The 17,122-nt window shown below is 55.0% G+C and carries 11 protein-coding genes and 1 tRNA gene; 6 read left to right on the top strand and 6 right to left on the bottom strand.

The genetic code is table 11. The features are described from left to right. Positions 1-3: 3 nt before the first annotated feature. On the bottom strand, positions 4-2,016 hold the full coding sequence (locus ACR0MV_RS07040; RefSeq protein ID WP_480701558.1) for a dynamin family protein: 2,013 nt from the start codon (positions 2,014-2,016) through the stop codon (positions 4-6). 2 nt (positions 2,017-2,018) lie between these two features. After that, positions 2,019-2,414, bottom strand: coding sequence for a hypothetical protein (locus ACR0MV_RS07035; protein ID WP_480701869.1), 396 nt, complete (start codon positions 2,412-2,414; stop codon positions 2,019-2,021). A gap of 787 nt (positions 2,415-3,201) precedes the next feature. Here ACR0MV_RS07035 and ACR0MV_RS07030 point away from each other — a divergent pair. The 6 genes from ACR0MV_RS07030 to ACR0MV_RS07005 all read left to right on the top strand — a co-directional run bounded on the left by ACR0MV_RS07030 (position 3,202) and on the right by ACR0MV_RS07005 (position 9,906). Continuing rightward, a tRNA-Leu gene (locus ACR0MV_RS07030) sits at positions 3,202-3,286 on the top strand. Positions 3,287-3,896: 610 nt separating this feature from the next. Continuing rightward, positions 3,897-4,370 carry a hypothetical protein gene (locus tag ACR0MV_RS07025; RefSeq protein WP_480701557.1) on the top strand — a complete coding sequence of 158 codons (474 nt, stop codon included), beginning with the start codon at positions 3,897-3,899 and terminating at the stop codon, positions 4,368-4,370. A 273-nt stretch (positions 4,371-4,643) separates the two neighbouring features. Continuing rightward, positions 4,644-5,021 carry a hypothetical protein gene (locus tag ACR0MV_RS07020; protein WP_480701556.1) on the top strand — a complete coding sequence of 126 codons (378 nt, stop codon included), beginning with the start codon at positions 4,644-4,646 and terminating at the stop codon, positions 5,019-5,021. A gap of 200 nt (positions 5,022-5,221) precedes the next feature. Continuing rightward, on the top strand, positions 5,222-5,377 hold the full coding sequence (locus tag ACR0MV_RS07015; RefSeq protein WP_480701555.1) for a hypothetical protein: 156 nt from the start codon (positions 5,222-5,224) through the stop codon (positions 5,375-5,377). Positions 5,378-5,481: 104 nt separating this feature from the next. Then, a complete protein-coding gene (locus ACR0MV_RS07010) occupies positions 5,482-8,565 on the top strand; it encodes a DUF5906 domain-containing protein (protein WP_480701554.1) in 3,084 nt (1,027 codons plus the stop codon). 672 nt (positions 8,566-9,237) lie between these two features. Continuing rightward, positions 9,238-9,906: a recombinase family protein gene (locus ACR0MV_RS07005; protein WP_480701553.1), complete on the top strand. Its 669-nt coding sequence runs from the start codon at positions 9,238-9,240 to the stop codon at positions 9,904-9,906. 235 nt (positions 9,907-10,141) lie between these two features. Here the strand turns inward: ACR0MV_RS07005 and ACR0MV_RS07000 are convergent, their stop codons facing one another. Genes ACR0MV_RS07000 through ACR0MV_RS06985 form a run of 4 tightly spaced genes read right to left on the bottom strand, consistent with a single transcriptional unit; the run spans position 10,142 to position 17,059 of the window. Beyond that, on the bottom strand, positions 10,142-12,394 hold the full coding sequence (locus tag ACR0MV_RS07000; protein WP_480701552.1) for a GmrSD restriction endonuclease domain-containing protein: 2,253 nt from the start codon (positions 12,392-12,394) through the stop codon (positions 10,142-10,144). Between the two features lie 35 nt (positions 12,395-12,429). Next, positions 12,430-15,570 carry a type I restriction endonuclease subunit R gene (locus tag ACR0MV_RS06995; RefSeq protein ID WP_480701551.1) on the bottom strand — a complete coding sequence of 1,047 codons (3,141 nt, stop codon included), beginning with the start codon at positions 15,568-15,570 and terminating at the stop codon, positions 12,430-12,432. Beyond that, positions 15,567-16,316, bottom strand: a complete 750-nt coding sequence (locus ACR0MV_RS06990) for an abortive infection family protein (RefSeq protein ID WP_170559940.1) — start codon at positions 16,314-16,316, stop codon at positions 15,567-15,569. Before ACR0MV_RS06990 ends, ACR0MV_RS06995 begins: the two co-directional genes overlap by 4 nt. After that, the gene (locus tag ACR0MV_RS06985) at positions 16,313-17,059 is read right to left on the bottom strand and encodes a hypothetical protein (protein ID WP_480701550.1); all 747 of its coding nucleotides are present in this window, start codon (positions 17,057-17,059) and stop codon (positions 16,313-16,315) included. The genes ACR0MV_RS06990 and ACR0MV_RS06985 overlap by 4 nt, the downstream gene beginning before the upstream one ends. Positions 17,060-17,122: the final 63 nt, after the last annotated feature.

The following is a 17,122-nucleotide window of genomic DNA, read 5'->3' as shown; positions in this document are numbered from 1 at the left end:
TACTTATGCTGCCTCGTTACTAAGATCTTTCAGGATGTCGCCCAGAATGTCGTCTCGCGATTTCTGGGGCGTCAGTCCCGCCATCAGAGCCGCGTTGCGATTGGGGTCATTCTCGGCCGATGCTGAAATGCTCAGCAACGTCTCCTTCTGCTCACGCAGGAAATCCGACAGGACCGCGCGCACGTTTTCCAAAACCGCGGCGACCTGATTTTCCTCGATATCTTTGGTGATCGAATTCGCCTCGGACGCGATCAGGCGGGTGTAATCCGCCGCATAGGCTTCGAACCCTTTGCGGCGTTGCCACCACCTGCGCCACCACGTGCTTTGCAAGTCCAATGCGATCGTGCGTCCGATGCCAAGTGGCGGCGGAACACGGGGTACAATTGGCGCTTCGATACTGAACTCACCCAAGTGGTTGCCCAGGATTTTCTGGTACAGCGCCTCAACGTCGGCTGCTGCGGTACCGTATAGCGCGCCCGCCTCTTTGCGCATTGACCGCGCAAAGCTGAAATAAGCCGCTTTCTGCAATGTCCGAAGGCCTGCGGGGTCATACTGCCACGTGCCTTGTTCGCCATTCATCTCGAGGTGCGCGATCAACGAATCTGTTGCGCGTTTGACGAAATTCGCCTCGGCCGAATTCAGCCGCTCCAGCACTTTGGCGCGTAACGAGGCCGTCAGTTCAGCCGCTTTCTTGTCATACTGATCCGTGATCTTCGCGACCGCTTCTTCAGGCGAAACTCCGTCCAGATCACGGGCCAGACCTTCTGAACCTGAGAGGTTTTTGGCAACAGCAGTGGCGCGTATCTGGCTGGCGATATTGCGAGCCCGGTGCCGCACACGATCCAGCAAACGGTTGCCCGCGCCTTCAGCGATGCGTTCGTTCATCGCCAACAAAAGGTCAGGCAGGCCGGACAGCGCCCAGATCTTGTCGAGCGAGGGTGCCTGATCGCCGAAACCAGCCGCCAGATAGAAAGTATTCAATGCTTCCCGTGACTCATCCGACAAAATCTCGGGATTGCCCGTCAAAGCTGCCTCGGCCCAAAGCGCGCTGCCAAACACGACGCTGGTATTGGCGTCGATATTGTTCTGTTTCAGCGTGTCCTGAATCCGGTCACGGATTTCCGGGACCTGATTCACTGGATCGGCCAGTTCGTCGATCCGGTTCACGAACAGGATGATCTGCCGGTTTTCGAACTGCGCAATGATCCGCATCAGCGCCATGTCCATGGTCGTCAAAGCCTGGCTTGCAGCCAGAACAACAACGCAAACCTCGGACCCGCGCAAGCTGCGCAGAGTGATCTGCTCGCGCACCATGAAGGTATCGTTCACGCCGGGGGTGTCGCAGAGCTTCAGCGAAATCGGATATTGCGGAATGTCCATGTACAGTTCCGCCGATTTGGTCACATCGGCAAACCGCCCGGTTTTTGGGTTGATGTCCGGATCGTCCTCATCACCCAGGCAAACGTAACGCTGGATCAGTTCTTCGTCGAAATAGTTGTACTGATGGCTTTGGCCCAGGATTAGATCGAAATGTTGGCCCAAGCGCGCTTCGGATTTCGCCTTCATCTCTCCGATCTGACGGCGGATATCCTCCATCTCGTCATCGGCGCCCGCGCGGTTTGCCAGCTCGCCTAGGCGGCCTCCGCCAACCATTAGATTGTCCCATTCTTCTTGCTCAAAGAAGGTAAACTTGGCCCGTTTATCGCCTTCGGTCCGGGTGTTGATGTTCAGCGTGGTCACCACAGAGGTCCACGGGTTCACGTCAGACGGCAGCAGAGCAGGGCGCCCTGCCAGAATGTTCACGATCGAGGATTTGCCTGCCTTGACCTGCCCGACCATGGTGACGCTGGCCGTAAAGTTCTCCATCCGCGTCTTGAGCGTGGCAAGACGGGCGGACGAACGCGCATCCGCCACTTCTGTCAATTGATCGATCTGTGTAGTCAGCGCAGTCATCGCCGACGTCATGGGCGTCAGTGCCTCATTGCCAACTGACAGAAGATGGTCGTTGCGCGCCATGTTCAGCCTCCGGTTCCTGTGGCGGCCAACTGTTCAGCTGGCGTACTGGTCAACGAGTCGATACGTGCGATCAGGTTCAGAGCATTGCCCAGGATAGCCGCTTCGGCCCCCGGCGACATCGATTCGTAAGCGTGGCAATCGGCCAAAACTTCGATCGAGCGGAAGCGTTCGCTGTTTTCAAGGCATGCAACGCGGCGGCCGGTCGGGAACCCTTCGGATTTGGTTTCCGGTAGGGGCATCCGCGCGTTGGCCAGCAGATATTGCCGGCCCGAATGCGTGCGCAACGAGACACCAAAACCGGTGTTCGGATGATTTCGATTCAGGGTTTTGAGTTCACCAAGAAAACTTTCGCGCGCAAGGCCAACGGCTTCTTGCTCGGCAGCAGCGGAGTTCATCATATTGGTCACGGTACAGACCCTTGTACTGGAGTTGAGCTGAAACACTCGTACAACGCCCTTAGGCAAAAAGACTCATTAACTCCTACCCGACCAACAATGACGTCCAAGGCGGTCTTAATTTGACGCGAATAAGATATTTTGGCGTTTGAATTGTGGCGCAATTATGTTTGCCGGAGGTTTTAAGTGCGCAACCAAAGCGAGAAATCATTCAAAGCCAAAGACTTCGGTGGCCGTACCGTGGTTTTGCATATGGTTATGGTTGACCGACAGGTGACGCAGTTCTGTATTGTCGATATTGGAATGGTAGTTAGTTGAAAATAAATTAATTTTCGTGACGCGCGGCTTGAGGTTGTACCGTCAAGAAAATGCTGAACCTTCCTTTATTTTACTCTGGGGACCCCTTAGGGACATATTGTTGAATCTGCCCAATCTGACGGTTGCAAACATGCTTACTCAACGTAAAGGCGTTTTTAATTTATGGATAATAAAATGCCAATGTCTCTACTTCTTCAACAATAGATCCGGCAGTCACACGTTATAGAAAGGTCTTTTCTTCTACCGTTTCAGCCAGCTACCGCATTCTAGAAACCAGCACTAAGCCCAGACCCAAGGCCGGAAAACCGCCTTGAGCCTGTTACGATTTCGGGTCGTAGCCACGCCAGTCCGACCGCAAATATCTGTTGCCGCAACGTAATCAATAATCTTGAGCGCGACCTCATTTTACCTCTCGCACTCCGTCGCAAGCTTTGCTATTCAGCGCGTCATTCTGGCACCGCGTGTCAGAGTTGCGGGTGTGGCGAAATTGGTAGACGCACCAGATTTAGGTTCTGGCGCCGCAAGGCGTGGGGGTTCAAGTCCCTCCACCCGCACCACATTGAGATAAAAAAGAAAAAATAAATTCTTAGAGTATCGGCCCTTCCGGAAAACTTGCTACTGCTACAATTCTGCTACGCAAGGCGTAGCTGCTGTAGCAGCATGGCTGCCCCTCGATTCACGACTGTAGCGGCGCTCGTCACCTAAGTTTCTTAGAGCAGCTTCAGCGGGAAGGCCTGCAGCCCTAACGGCGGCCCTTTTGCATCCCAAGGCAGGACAAGCCGCATCATGCAAATAGCATTGCAAATGGCATGAACCGTTTAACCGTTCAGGTTTTGTCGGACATCGTTCCTATGGTATCATATGCTCACAGGCCAGCATCGGGGATGCTGTCCCAAGCGCCGGGGGCGCTTTCTTCCACCAACAAGATATGAGGCCTGACATGCTCAGTACGAGTCAGGTCGGGGAGGCTCTCGGCATCTCGTATCACGCCGCTAGACGTCTTCTTAACCGACCTTATCCGCTTCCCTGCGCCTTTGCTTCGCCCAGCGCGAAGGGCGGTGGCTGGGAGAAGCTTTACGCAATCAGTGTAGTTCTTCCTCGCGCCAAGGACGCAGGATTCACCGACACTTTCTACATTCGCTCACTTTTCAAGAAGGGGAACTACCCATGGGCACCTACGACCTGAATCGCATCGAAAATCTGGAGCGCGGCCTCACGCAGCCGCAGGCTGAAAAGCTGGAAAAGGTCCGGCAGAATATGGCGTTGTCACTGGCGCGGGAGTACGGAAATCGCCTCTCGCCCATGATGGCAGAGAAGCTTGTCCGGGAGGTGATCTTGCGCCCGGAAGTGCTTGCACATCTTGAAGGTGCCACGGTGGCAGAGCTGCCGTCAGAAGTGGGCGGTTGGGCGCGCTGGGTATGCGACGCGGTAAGCGGTTGCGAACTGTCGCAGCGCTCGCTGGCAGCATCTGACGACGACCTGCGAGAGCGATTGAAGAATGAGGTTCTGGCGGAAATTCCGCGCGCTCGAAAGATGGCAATGGCGCGCGATGAAGGCAAGCTGGACCTTTACGTATCAGAGCAGGTCGCCCAGCGCTTCGAGCACGAAATCGCCAAGGGATATGGACATGGGGGTGCCTGACACTCGACTTGCGCTGACGCGGTATTGGCGCCGTTGTCAGCTCTGGCACGCCGCTCGGCTGGCTTGTTCGGATTATGCGACGTTCCGGCAGAGCTGCCCCGCGATTGAGCGAGCAATTGCGGCAAGCCTTGAAGACGAATTTGGGGGATAGGGCCGAACGTCTTGCTCCCCGGTAGAAAAGGCGTCGGCGCCCGCAGTGCAGGTTTTGCGTGAAAGTTTCGCCGCCGTCTGTATCCGATCACCACAAATCACCTCCTATGGAGAAATAGAAATATGACCATCGAAGACACGCCCGCCGAGAAGCTTCTGGCCTCTGAGCTTGCTATGTTGCTGGGCAACATCATCCACCGTTTGAAGCGATACCAGACCGACGGTTTCCGTGTGCGTTTCGCCGAGTTCGCCGCACGCTGCTGCGATGACGATAGCCGTCTCGCTCGCCGCGTATTTCTGCGTACGGGATGGGTGCCTGCCGAAGGTGGCGAATGGATCGTCGGCAAGGGGACGCACCCGCTTACCAAGGTTACCGACTGGGAGACGCTGGAATCGATCTGCGAAACTATTCTTGATGACTACCGGCCCATCTCCGAAGGGGCATCGTGGCCCCTTGATGATGGTGCCGCGCGGCCTGTCGCGTTGGCATTAGCGTCCTGATTGTTTCAGGTCGTAACATTACGTTATCGCAGAAGCTCAGCTTGGAGCAGAAAAGAGGTGCCATGGTACCTCATGTGCGGCAGGTAAATTTGGCTTCAAGCTGAATTATTAAATTCATTCAATCACTTAATACTTTGGCCCGTTGCCCGTGATCGTGGCCCCGGCTAGTTTGCGGTCATCTCAAAAAGGGAGGCGAACACATGAACGACCGCGACACGGCCCTGATCTTGGTCACGAACATGATCAAGGAGACTGCGGAAAAGCACGCATCGGACGAACGCGACGAAGAACTGCGCCGCCTCGCCGCCAAGGTCGAAGAGTTGGCCCCACCGGGAACGGCGAACTGCGCGAACTGACGCAGATCGCGTCTGGTGAAGGCCCGCGTGACGCGGGCCACGCCAACCAATGTAAGGAGCCGAACCAATGAAACGCTAACCAAGCTGCATAGGAGAAACAGACAGTGGCAAAGCACGTAGCAGAAAACTTCGACAACCCGTATCTCGCTGCCGGATTGGAACTGACCGCCGGGGAGTTAGTGGACTTCGCAGAATGGCATCACGGGTGGGACAGCGACTACCCGGACCGGCCCGAGCCGCCCTTGTGGATGTACGATCATCACCCCGACGGAAACGTAATCCGACTCACCCGTCCTGCGCTGACGCGCATCGGACAGGCCACCGTGATCGGTAATCTTAAGGCCCCCGATTGTGATGCGCTCTTGAATTCTCCAGCGGTGGTGGGCGTGACCGACCGCGCGCCGCGCGTCTTGGGCGACAAGTGGGTGCGGTTCGAGGGTACGTGGGGCGACGTAGTGAAGATGATGACCACCCATCCCGAACGGGCGGATAAGGGCGGGCATGCGATTTTCTTCGCCGAGTCCGACTGGACCGGAAAGACCGTCAGCATTGATGGCCAGACGTTCCGGTACATGTACAAGCTCAAGAACAAGCTGCGGACCGTCTACGCCGTCGCAATCGACGTGGACGGTGGGTGCAGTGCAGAGCCGGTGATTGCTCGCCTGCGCGAGCTTGGTGTTTTCGCTGTCGTTTACACGACCCATTCGCACACGACTAAGGGCGGACCGGGGAGCGACCGTTTCCGGGTTATCATTCCTCTGGCGGAACCTTTCGAGTTCGGCGAGGACTGGAATGCGCGTTATGCCGAATGGCAGTCCCGTTATATCGGCCTGTGCGAACATCTGATCCCCGGTGAAATCGACGCGCGGGGGCGTCTCCCCTCGCAGCTTATGTACATGCCTGCGCGTCCGAAGGGCGCCGAGTTCAAACATTACGTCATTGCGGGGCGCGGGCTGGCGTTGGACGACATGCCCGTCGGGGACGTAAGCAAGTACACCCGCCGCGCGCCGTCAGGCGCTCAGGTTGGGAACGAGGGTGTAAAGGGTGAACCTGCATTCCTGTCAGATGGCTTCGACCTTTTGGCGTGGTGGCGCGAGCATGGAAGCGATTTCCTCCTTCGTGACTTCCTCGAAATGCTGGGCTGGGACGTGCTGGGCGATGCTGGCGAGGGTTTCGAAATTGCGTGCCCCAACGCGGGTGCACACAGCGAAGGAACTGGTGAAACCGCATGGGCAATTGACGGTCCTAACGCTGATAGTGGCGCGACGGTATATTGTCACCATGACCACTGCGACGGCATCTATACCTGCGACTTCCTGCGACTGATCGAGGAACAGATCGACCTTCCGGACGGTTGCCAGTCACTCTCGGCCTTGCTGTGTGATCCGATTTTTTATCCCGACGACTCGGCCCCCAGCATCTATGACTACGGAATTCTTCGACCGGTATCAAAGCTGCGGACGGCGAAGGCAGTGGAAGTGGCATACGATGCCATTGGAGAACTGGACGACGACGCCATCGCTTCGCTTTACGCAGGCGTGATCTGGGCCAAGAACAAGGAAGGTGCTCGCGAAAAGCTTGAGGAGCTGATCGGCGGCACGAAGAAGGAACGCGAGCGGCACAGCAAGGCAGGTGAAGCCTACCTCGAAGACTGGAAGGCCAAGCAGAATAACACGCGTGTTTCAGAAGTCGCAGAAAATTTCGTTCTTTCCCTCGATCCGTCCGACCCTCTGGGCCACACGCCGGAACAGAAGCTGGAATCCCTCAGTGCGCGGTTTGCGGTTTGCAACTACAAGGGCAAGACTCTTGTATTCCGGACCGTAGATAGGGATGCGCTTGAAGCGGGCGATGACCTGCTTGAGTTCTGGACCAAGGACTCATTGAAGCAGTTCTATGCACACGAGAGCTGGCCTGAAGGGGAAGGTAAGGCTTTTAAGTGGGTCAATCCCGTTGACCGGTGGTGGGGTGAAGCGAAGCGGCATACCCGCGTCGTGTTCGACCCGTCAGAACCCGACCGCTCGAACGAAATTAACCTCTTCGACTCCAGCCGGTTCAGTCTGGAATCCGCGGAGGGCGACGCCGGACCAATCAGGTGGTTCCTCAAGTATATCATCTGCGACGGGAACGAAGAAACCTACAAGTGGCTCTTCCTCTATCTCGCGCACATGGTGCAGCGCCCGTGGGAACGCCCCGGCACGGCACTTGTGATGTACGGGGACGGTCGTACGGGAAAGGGGACGTTCGGCGAAATCATTCGCCGCCTGACTTATCCGTACAACACCACTCTGATTGACCCAAACCATGTTGTTGGCACGTTCGCCGGTCCCGCGCTGGCAACGTCTCTTGCCGTGATTTCTGAAGAGGCCGTATTCGGCAAGAGCGCCGAGGTCGCCGACCGTCTGAAGGGAATGATCACCCTTGAAAAGCAGCGTGTCGAAGCCAAGGGCGTTCAGTCAATTGTGGTCACCGTCTACTACCGCTTGATCTTCGACAGCAACCATGACGTGCCGGTCCGGATTGAAGGCAACAACAGCGAGATGCGCTTTCTCGTGCTCAAGGTTTCCAAGGCCAAGATGGGCGACAAGGAATACTTTAAGGAGTTGTATGACCACATCGCAGGAGAGGCGATGCAGGCCTTCCTGAAGGAGCTGGAAGAGTACGACCCGGCGTCAGCCGGGTTCGAATGGGATGACGTTCGCCTTGCCCCTGAAACGGTTCACCGCAAGCAGATGTGGGCGGATGGCCTCAGGGATTCCGATAAGCAGTTTCTCGCGATGCTGGAGGATGGTGTTTTTGAGTGGAAGGAAGGCGTCGAGACTTTCCGTATCTTCCTCTCAGATGATGGAGAAAACCGGATTCCAGCGAGGGCGGTAGATCATTGGGTCAGGTCGTTCGCTGGGCGTCATGAAAGCGACATGCGGCCTGCTAGCGCCGTCTGGAAGCGGCTGTTTCGGGAAGAGCTGGATAAGCCCAAGGCGGCACGGGCATCGGGGGAGCGCCGGGTGCTTGATGAAGGTGGAGGGGGTGCCGAGTACATGTGGCAGCCGTTTTCGTTCAATACGCCCATGTACCACCTGCCGGGCTTGAGCGTGATCCGGGGGATGGTCGAGGCGCGTTTGGGGGTGTCCTCATGGGGACGCCCGTCGAATTTGATCGAGCCTGTTGCGGCTCGTTGTAAGTCGGGTTAGGTCAAGCCTCTGATTTCACTGGATTGTTGCAAACGTTGTTGTGTTGCAAGGTTCGGTGTAGCCGCAAGCATTTCCGCGCGCCCCTCTTTGCGCCGATGGAGGGGCGCGCGGTGGCATTGGTAGTGGTTCGTTTCCTTCCAACAACAACAACATTTACAACAAATGGATCGCTCTAAGCGAAACCCAACCTTTAGTTTCGACCGGCTCGCGCCGAGCGAATTATTTGGCCTCCATGAATCTATTCTCAGCAGCCCTCTGCGAGCCGTTCGCAACTATTGGCGTACGGTTGTATTTAGGTTTTGTTAATCAAATCGCGCATCGTAATCCCGGGTTCTGCGTTCAGTTCAACCAGAAAAAGCACTGAAGCAAAGATAAAAGCTAGCACTTTTGACCATCGCCGGTTTTGAAATGAGCGACTCCTATTTTTGCAAGGGTGTAAGTCTGATCGACACTGACGTGAGCATTTAACGGCGCTGTTTTTGTCGGCGAAGCGTCTTTGATGCGATCTTTGTCGCGAACCGTTGGCCTAAGCGTTTCCGCATTTTTGTCCATAAGGCTATACCCCTGCGGACAATCTGCAATACCTTGAAGGTGGTGTCCGTAAGGATTGCGAATCATCATCGGACACATGTATAAAAGGATAGAACCCTTACGGACGCACGAGGCCAGAAAATGACTCCAACCCCCAAAACTGTTCTCTACATGCGCGTGTCTACAGCCGAACAAACCAGTGAACACCAACTTATACAGGCTAGAGAGGCCGGTTTCGATATCGAAGACCAAAATGTCATTACCGATCATGGTGTCTCGGGTGTCTCGACGCGCCTCAAGGAACGCGACCAAGGCCGTAGGCTTTATGATCTGTTGCAGCCGGGCGATACGCTTCTCGTGCGTTGGGTCGATAGACTAGGACGTGACTATGAAGACGTGAAAGAGGTGATCGAGACCTTCAACAAAAGGGGCGTGACCGTTTCCACCGTCATCAACGGCATGACGTTTGAGGCTGACCACAAACTAACCGACCCGACGCAGAAAGCCTCACGCAATGCGATACTCGGCTTCATGGCCGCGCTGGCAGAAGCTGACGCCACAGCCAAGAAGGAAGCGCGGCGGGCAGGTATCGCCCACGCCAAGGCGTCAGCCGATGCGCCTCGGAAATATAGAGGCAAGAAGCCCAGCTTTGATCGACAGAGCTTCAACGCGGTGCAATCCATGTTGGCAAAGAAGGCTCATACGGTCAGCGCCATCGCTCGTGAGACCAATCTATCCCGCCAAGCAGTTCTACGCATCCGTGACGAACCAGAGGCCGCAGAGGCCGCTTTACAACGTTGGGGAATGTAGGAGCATGCGGTTTGATCCATTTGCTCTTTTATTCGCGACATTGCTGCTTTGCCTATTTTGGCAATTTTGATCAATATGATGTGATGATTGGCCTCTCGAATACGGCATCTGGGGCCCCTTACGGGGGATGGGGAGGGGGCCACATTCCATTTCTGTACCTGTTTCTACTAACTGGACCAACTCACGAAAAAAAGGTTGCAGTTTCTGGCGAGTGGGAAGCTTCAACACGGCACAATCAAAAGCGCTGCGCTATAAAATCCTGTGCTTGGCCACCTTTCAGCTCCACTGTTGCCGCGACTGAACGGATATAGAAACGTTCTTCGTTGCCCTCTTTGAGATAGACCGGTGAGCGTGCAGGAAGGCATTCCACAACAAGAACGCGCTTTTCTTCATAATCGTCGAAGTGTGGATGGATATAGAGCATGTGCTTCGCCCCTATCCGGTCTTTGATCAGATTGTTCAAGTGCAGGTACATTTTATCTTCATTCTTGAACGAGTCGGCCTCAACTCCAAGGGCAACACCGTCATCTGTCACGCCGATAAATAGCGTTCCGCCGCCTTTCGAGTTGAGAAAACCAACAATCGTCTTGAGGGCAGAATTTTCCATGCGAACGTCGTTTTCGCCCGTGTGAAGATTTTTGCGAAGTGTTGACTTGAATTCAGTTGCGCCATTCTCGCCCTCTGAGATCAGTTCGGCGATGTCCTTTTGTTCCTCTTGGGATTGGCCCATTGCCCCTTTGTCAAAGCGTGCATAGGCGTCCTGAACTACGGTCGCGATCATTTCACGACGCTCGCGAAGAAAGTCTTCGTACTCCATATTCGCCCACCCGTCTGGCAACGCGTGCCAGTAGAACATCCGCTCCAAGTCTTTCTTCGCGAAACGAGACTCCAAGTCCGGCAGGTAATCGACAGGCGCGCTGTCTGCGATCTTTGAGTTGTCCCCCCATTCTACGAGAGAATAGTTAGCGATCTGGTTCTTTTGGGGTGTTGTGGTGCGTCCTATTGAATCCAGATACGCGCGCGGGAAGAGGTGGTGACGCTCAATCGGCGAGCGCGGTTCTTTGGTGGACGTGTCCAATAGTTCCGAAACCTTCTGTTCAGAGAATAGAACGTTCGCGTCCAAGATCGTAAGTGACGCGAAGTAGGCGAACATTGAAGGGCTGCGCGCCGAAGATGTAGCTAGTTCTGTAGGAAGCGTAATCTTCCAGTAATCGTTTGTGGTGATAGCACCACAAATCTGGTCCAAGACGGTCTTGAACTGTTCTTTAGTTTCGACTGCGCGCAACTTTGCCAAGTCCGCTTCCATCTTGGACTCCGGGGAGCTTGTAAATCGACCGGTTAGTGCTGTTACAAAGAACCACTTGGCGATTAGACGTCGAAGCTCTGGCTCATCGAATTTCAACTCTGTTCGACCGAGTAGGTAGAGGATGTAGGCGAACAGCACGGCGTTTTGCGAACTGATCATCTTGTGACTCTTGTACCCAGCAAACCTAATCGCCTTGAGGAAATCGTGCCAATATTGCAGGTTCAGGACCCGCGCTTGTGCATCCTTGAGTTTCTCAAATTGCTCTTCGCGCCGTTCGTCGCTAAATTCTTCTGTCTCCAAGTCTTTGCCACGCAGGATCGAATAGACATATTGCAAGCGAGCGCGCCGAAATGCGACGCCGACAGAAACCCGCAATAGCTGATCCGGATCAGGTTGCATCAAATAGTTGAATGGCGATGCCTTAGACGTTGCTGGAACCCGCGCATCTCGGCAAAATTTCTCAAGCTCCGCGCGCCCGTCGTCCCAGAACACCGACATCAGTGTCAGAATAAAGTCGGCTTGATTGAGCTTCTTGCCCTCGGAGTTGATCCGAACGAAGACCTCCGAGACCTGCTCTTCATCCACGTTCGCCGTCAATTCCAACGCGGTGAATGGGTAGGAACTAAGTTTTTCCAGTCGGTTCAGAGCGGCACGCGCGCGTTTTCGGTCTTCGTCGGAAAGCTCCTGAACTTCGGTCAGTCGTGAAAAGTACTCGTCTTTTAAGTCATCGAAGTCTGCATCTGGGTCCCAGATTACGGAGATATTGGGAAGGAATTGTCGATTGTTCCGCGTCGTTGCATCAGCTACTTCGAACTTTTCTTGCAAAGGATTGAAGCCAATTTCGATCTTCTCAGCATCATAACCTTCACGAATTACAGGCGTGCCAGTCATTACTGCGTAGAGGGACGTTAGCCTTTGCTGGCCGTCCACCACCAACAGACGAGGCGTTTTCTGCTTGCCGTCCGTACCAATCGCTCGTGCCCCCTCAACTACCGAAGGCTCCCAAAAAAGGAAAAATCCGACAGGAAAGCCCCGATACATCGAGTCGAAAAGGTTTCGTACCTTCGAGTTCTTCCAGACAAACGGACGCTGGAGCTCCGGCAGTGCAATATCCCCGATCTTGATATCGGAGATCAGACCAGACAGGTCGTAATCGATTTTCTTGTAAACTGTTTTGTTCACGTCAGTTGCCTTTCGGAAATATGTCTTAGGGAGAACTAGGCAGTATCTGAAAGAACCGCTTCTGCTTGCGCGATAACAGTCCTTACTGCCGCTTTCGCCAAATCGGGAGGGTAGCCGAACTTTTTCAAGATGCGTCTGACAAGAATACGCATCTTGGCTCTGGCGCTTTCTTTCTTGTGCCAGTCGACAGTCGCGTTTGACTTCATGTTTTCTAGCAGTTCGTGGGCGATGATGCGGAGCTGTTCGTTCCCCATCACCTCTACAGCGCTTTGGTTCTGCGCGAGAGCATCATAAAAAGCTAGTTCGTCATCCGACAGGCCTTCTTCCGCACCTCGGTCCGACGCCGATTTGATTTCCTTTGCCAAATTGATCAGTTCTTGGATCATCTCGACTGTGGAAATCGCGTTCGAGTGATATCGAGCGACTGCCTCTTCTAGTCTTTCCGAAAATGCCTTTGATTGGACGACATTCCGCTTTGCCCGGCTTTTGATCTCGCCGTTCAGCAGCTTTTGAAGAGCATCAAGAGCAAGGTTCTTCCGGTCCATGTTCTGCATTTCCATGAGGAACTCGTCAGACAGGATGGATAGGTCCGGGGATTGAAGACCGGCTGCAGACAGTATGTCGACGATTTCGGCATTCGAGACCGAAGCGTCGATAAGCTGCTCTATTGCAAATTGCTTTGACCTCGAGTTCAACTTCGCGCTGGGTGAAGACTTCACGATTGCAGAACGAACTGCTTGGAAGAACCCGACCACTTCCTTCACATCTCGAGCGAAGTCGCTCGCCGATGCCAAGGCGAAGGCTTTGCCAAGTTCAACCACCGTCAACTGAAAACGCTGGCGTTCCTTGCTCTTCGCATCTTCACCTTCGGCGCGCGCGGCAGCTTCATTCTGTTTCTTGAGCACCCAGTCTGCAGCATCAGCAAGAGCTACAAGCCGTTCTGCGGGTTCCCCCACTATACCTAACGAGTAGTCAAGCCCATGGAACATGCCTCTAACGACATCCAACTTCTCTGCCAGAACGGCAATCGCTTGTTCCTCATCAATGCCGGTCCGGTCTTGGTCGGACTCTGAATACTCGGCAAGCGCATTCTTCAGGTTCTGGAAAATGCCGATGTAGTCGACGATCAAACCACCCGGCTTATCGCGGAACACCCTGTTTACGCGCGCGATGGCCTGCATGAGGTTGTGCCCTCGCATCGGTTTGTCGACATACATGGTGTGCATGCATGGTGCGTCGAAACCGGTCAGCCACATGTCACGTACGATCACAAGCTTCAGCGGGTCGTCGGGGTCGCGAGCGCGTTTCGCAAGATCGTCGCGCCCCTTTTTGTTGCGGATATGAGGTTGCCAGTCTAGCGGATCGGACGCCGAACCGGTCATCACGATCTTAATTGCCCCCTTGGTGTCGTCTTCCGAATGCCAATCTGGCCTGAGTTCGATGATGTGCTTATAGAGAGACACGCAAATTCGGCGGCTCATGCAAACCGCCATTGCTTTCCCACTCATCCCCTCAAGACGGGCTTCTAGGTGTTCGACCAAGTCGGACGCTACCTGACGCATTCGCTTGTCAGCGCCGACTAGTGCTTCAACGCTCGCCCATTTAGCCTTTGCCTTTTCCTGTTCGCTCAGGCTGCTGTCTTCGAGGATCTGTTCAATCTCTGAGTCGATGAGCGGTTTCTGGTCGGCATCAAGTTCGATGCGAGCCAGCCGACTTTCGTAGTAGATTGGAACAGTCGCACCGTCTTCGACCGCACGGGTGATATCGTAGACATCGATGTCCTCGCCGAAGACCGCGCGGGTACTCTTGTCGGCTCCCTCAATTGGGGTGCCGGTAAAGCCGATGAACGATGCATTTGGCAGGGCTTGTCGGACATAATGTGCATGCCCGTAGCGCCTAACCCCCGTCTTCTCGTCGAGTTTTGCATCGAAGCCATATTGGCTCCGGTGGGCCTCGTCAGCGATGACAATCACATTGTTCCGGTCGGTAAGTTCCGGGAACCGTTCTTCGCCTCGCTCGGGCGCGAATTTCTGCGTAGTCGTGAAGATCACGCCGCCGCTCGAACGTTGGAGAAGCCGTCGCAGTTCGTCTCGGCTGTCGGCTTGCTCTGGGGTCTGGCGGATCAAATCCTTGCACATCCCGAAGGTACCGAAAAGCTGGTCATCAAGATCGTTCCGGTCGGTCAGAACCAATAGCGTCGGGTTTTCCAATTCCTTTGAACGCACGAGGAGCCCGCCAAGGAAAGCCATCAAGAGGCTCTTGCCCGATCCTTGAGTGTGCCAGATTACGCCAATGCGCCGGTCACCATTGGGCGAAGAGGCCTCAATCGCGCTCGTCAAAGCCTTCGTCGCGCCGAAGAACTGGTGATACCCGCCAACGATCTTGAAGGGCCCATCGCCCTTGTCCGCAAACACGGTGAAGTCTCGTATGAGCGACAAGAGATGCTTCTGGTCGAATACACCGCGCAAGAGCGTGTCGAGTTCATGCGGTCCGCTGGGTGTATAATCGCCATGTTCGCCCGTAACCGACCGCCACGGCATGAAGCGTTCCTGATCTGCAGTGAGCGAGCCCACTCTTGCTGTGAGACCGTCTGAGACAACCAATACACCGTTGGTGCGGAAGAGCGAAGGAATCTGAGCCTTGTAAGTTTGTAGTTGGTCGAACGCGGCTTCGACGGTCGCATTCTCACCTGCCGCGTTTTTCAATTCGACAACCGCGATGGGCAGGCCGTTCACGAAGACCACCACATCAGGGCGTCGGTTACACTTGCCTTCCACCACGGTGAACTGGTTCGTCACGACCCAGTCATTTTTCACGGGTTCGGTGAAATCGATCAGCCAGACTTTGTCGCCACGGATGGTACCGTCTTCCGTTGGGAACTCGACATCGATCCCGTATACAAGCATTTGGTGAACCCGTCGGTTCTCTTCCACGAGACTGGGTGTCTCTCGGCGTTGAAGAGTTCTTAGCGCATCATCAATTGCGTCTTGTGGGATGGTAGGGTTCAGGCGCTGTGCGGCGGCAAGCAAGCGGTCTTCAAGCACAACCTCATGGTAGGTGTCACGCTCAGGAGCGCTTCCATCAGGCGAAGCCTCGTCAGCGCCAAGCCGCGTGTATCCAAGCCCCTCCAAGGTCGATAGGACAACTTGTTCGACCATGTCCTCGTTTATCGTCATTCTTCAACCTCCTCGGGTAATATCTCGACCGAGGCGGTCGCGTTCTGCGCCAGTTTGTAAGCCTCACGATCAACGCCAAAAAGCAATAATGACGGGGTGACTGAAATCGGAATTCGCTCGTCGTCTCCGACGAGTATTTCGAGGTCAAGCGATCCGTTTTCGGCGGAGACGACGCGGAACGCTGACGCGTAGTCGATCTTCTCGTTCGCCTCGCCGAAGCGTTCGTAGGGCTCAAGCGTTCGGACTGGGTCAGGGGTTCGTTCGAGATATGAAGCGTGCAGAAAGGTAACCAAGGCATCTGCCGCAAGAAGAGCCGAGCGGCGATGATGCGCGCTCAGCCGTTGGGCAAACCCATTCTTGCCATGGCTGAGTGGACCGGCTGTATTGCGAAACTCACCCAGAGCATCAGTCATCTTATAGTGCTGAGAAATGACCTTACTGAATGGGTCACCTTTGCCTTCGACAAGGCGCATCAGGCGAAAGGCGGCGCTGATCCAATCCTTGAATCCGGGTTGGTCCGCTTTGATTGGACTGTCTTTCCATTCCTTGATCGGATTCGTTGGATCATCCAACTCAGCAATCAGGACCTGACAAGCGCATTCAACAATTGCCTTGGCAGCATCGATGCAGCCATCGTTCTCTTCATCGAATTGCAGTTCCAGCGACTCAAGCGTTTGCTTGAGCATCGGAGCGTGGCTCCAATGGTCACAAAAGGCTTTGATGCCGGGGTACCAATCTTGCTTCATCGCGGGCCACCCAAAGTGGTACCAAGCATGAAAGACGGAGCGAATCCTTCGTCGTCTTCACTTGGAGGCAGTCTCATTACGTCCCGCAAACCGTCTTCGCTGACTTCACCGCCTTGTTTCCATTGCATCAGGAGTTGAGGCGTCTCCTGCGGTCCATCCGGCATGGTTTCAATGAGCTTTGACCACAACGTGAAGGCTTCCCAGATGTTCTCTAAGGGATCACTGGAGCTGGCCACTTGGCACTGGCAAAACGGCGTCCACATGGGAAAGCAGGTGGCAGCGATATCTGATGGCTGAAGTTTCCCGTCACCAATGCCAGAGACAAATTGGGCGTGGACATAGGTCAAACCGAGGTCGCGCGGGTAATCCAAAGCGGTTACGGGCCAATCACTGCGTCGGCTGGACCAAATCTTCCACAGCCCAGAAACCATGGGCGGGTAGTTGTACAAAAGGTAGATCGGAAACCCGCCGATTACCTTGGCGTAGGTTGTAATCTTGCCGACCTGATGAGCCTTGAAGGCGTCATAGCGCCCACTGGGGTATAGCCGCTTGGCTTGAACAGCGACCGGAACATAACGGCTCAGGCTAGCGTCGAAGAGAAGCCATATGAAATCCGAGCCGTTACGGCTCTCTTTCCTTGGCCCGGTGAAGACATGCACCCGGTTTTCCGCCGGATGATGACGATTCAGGTGCAGTGCGAGCGACTGCGTGACCGTGTCTTCGTGATAGGGCGAACCAAGCATTTCTGCGTCCTGAAGGTCGTTCCAGACCTGCGTGGACTGGTTCTGCAACGTACGGCAGAGGCA

Source organism: Ruegeria sp. BC3, from assembly GCF_056539265.1.
This window is presented reverse-complemented; position numbering and strand designations above follow the sequence as displayed.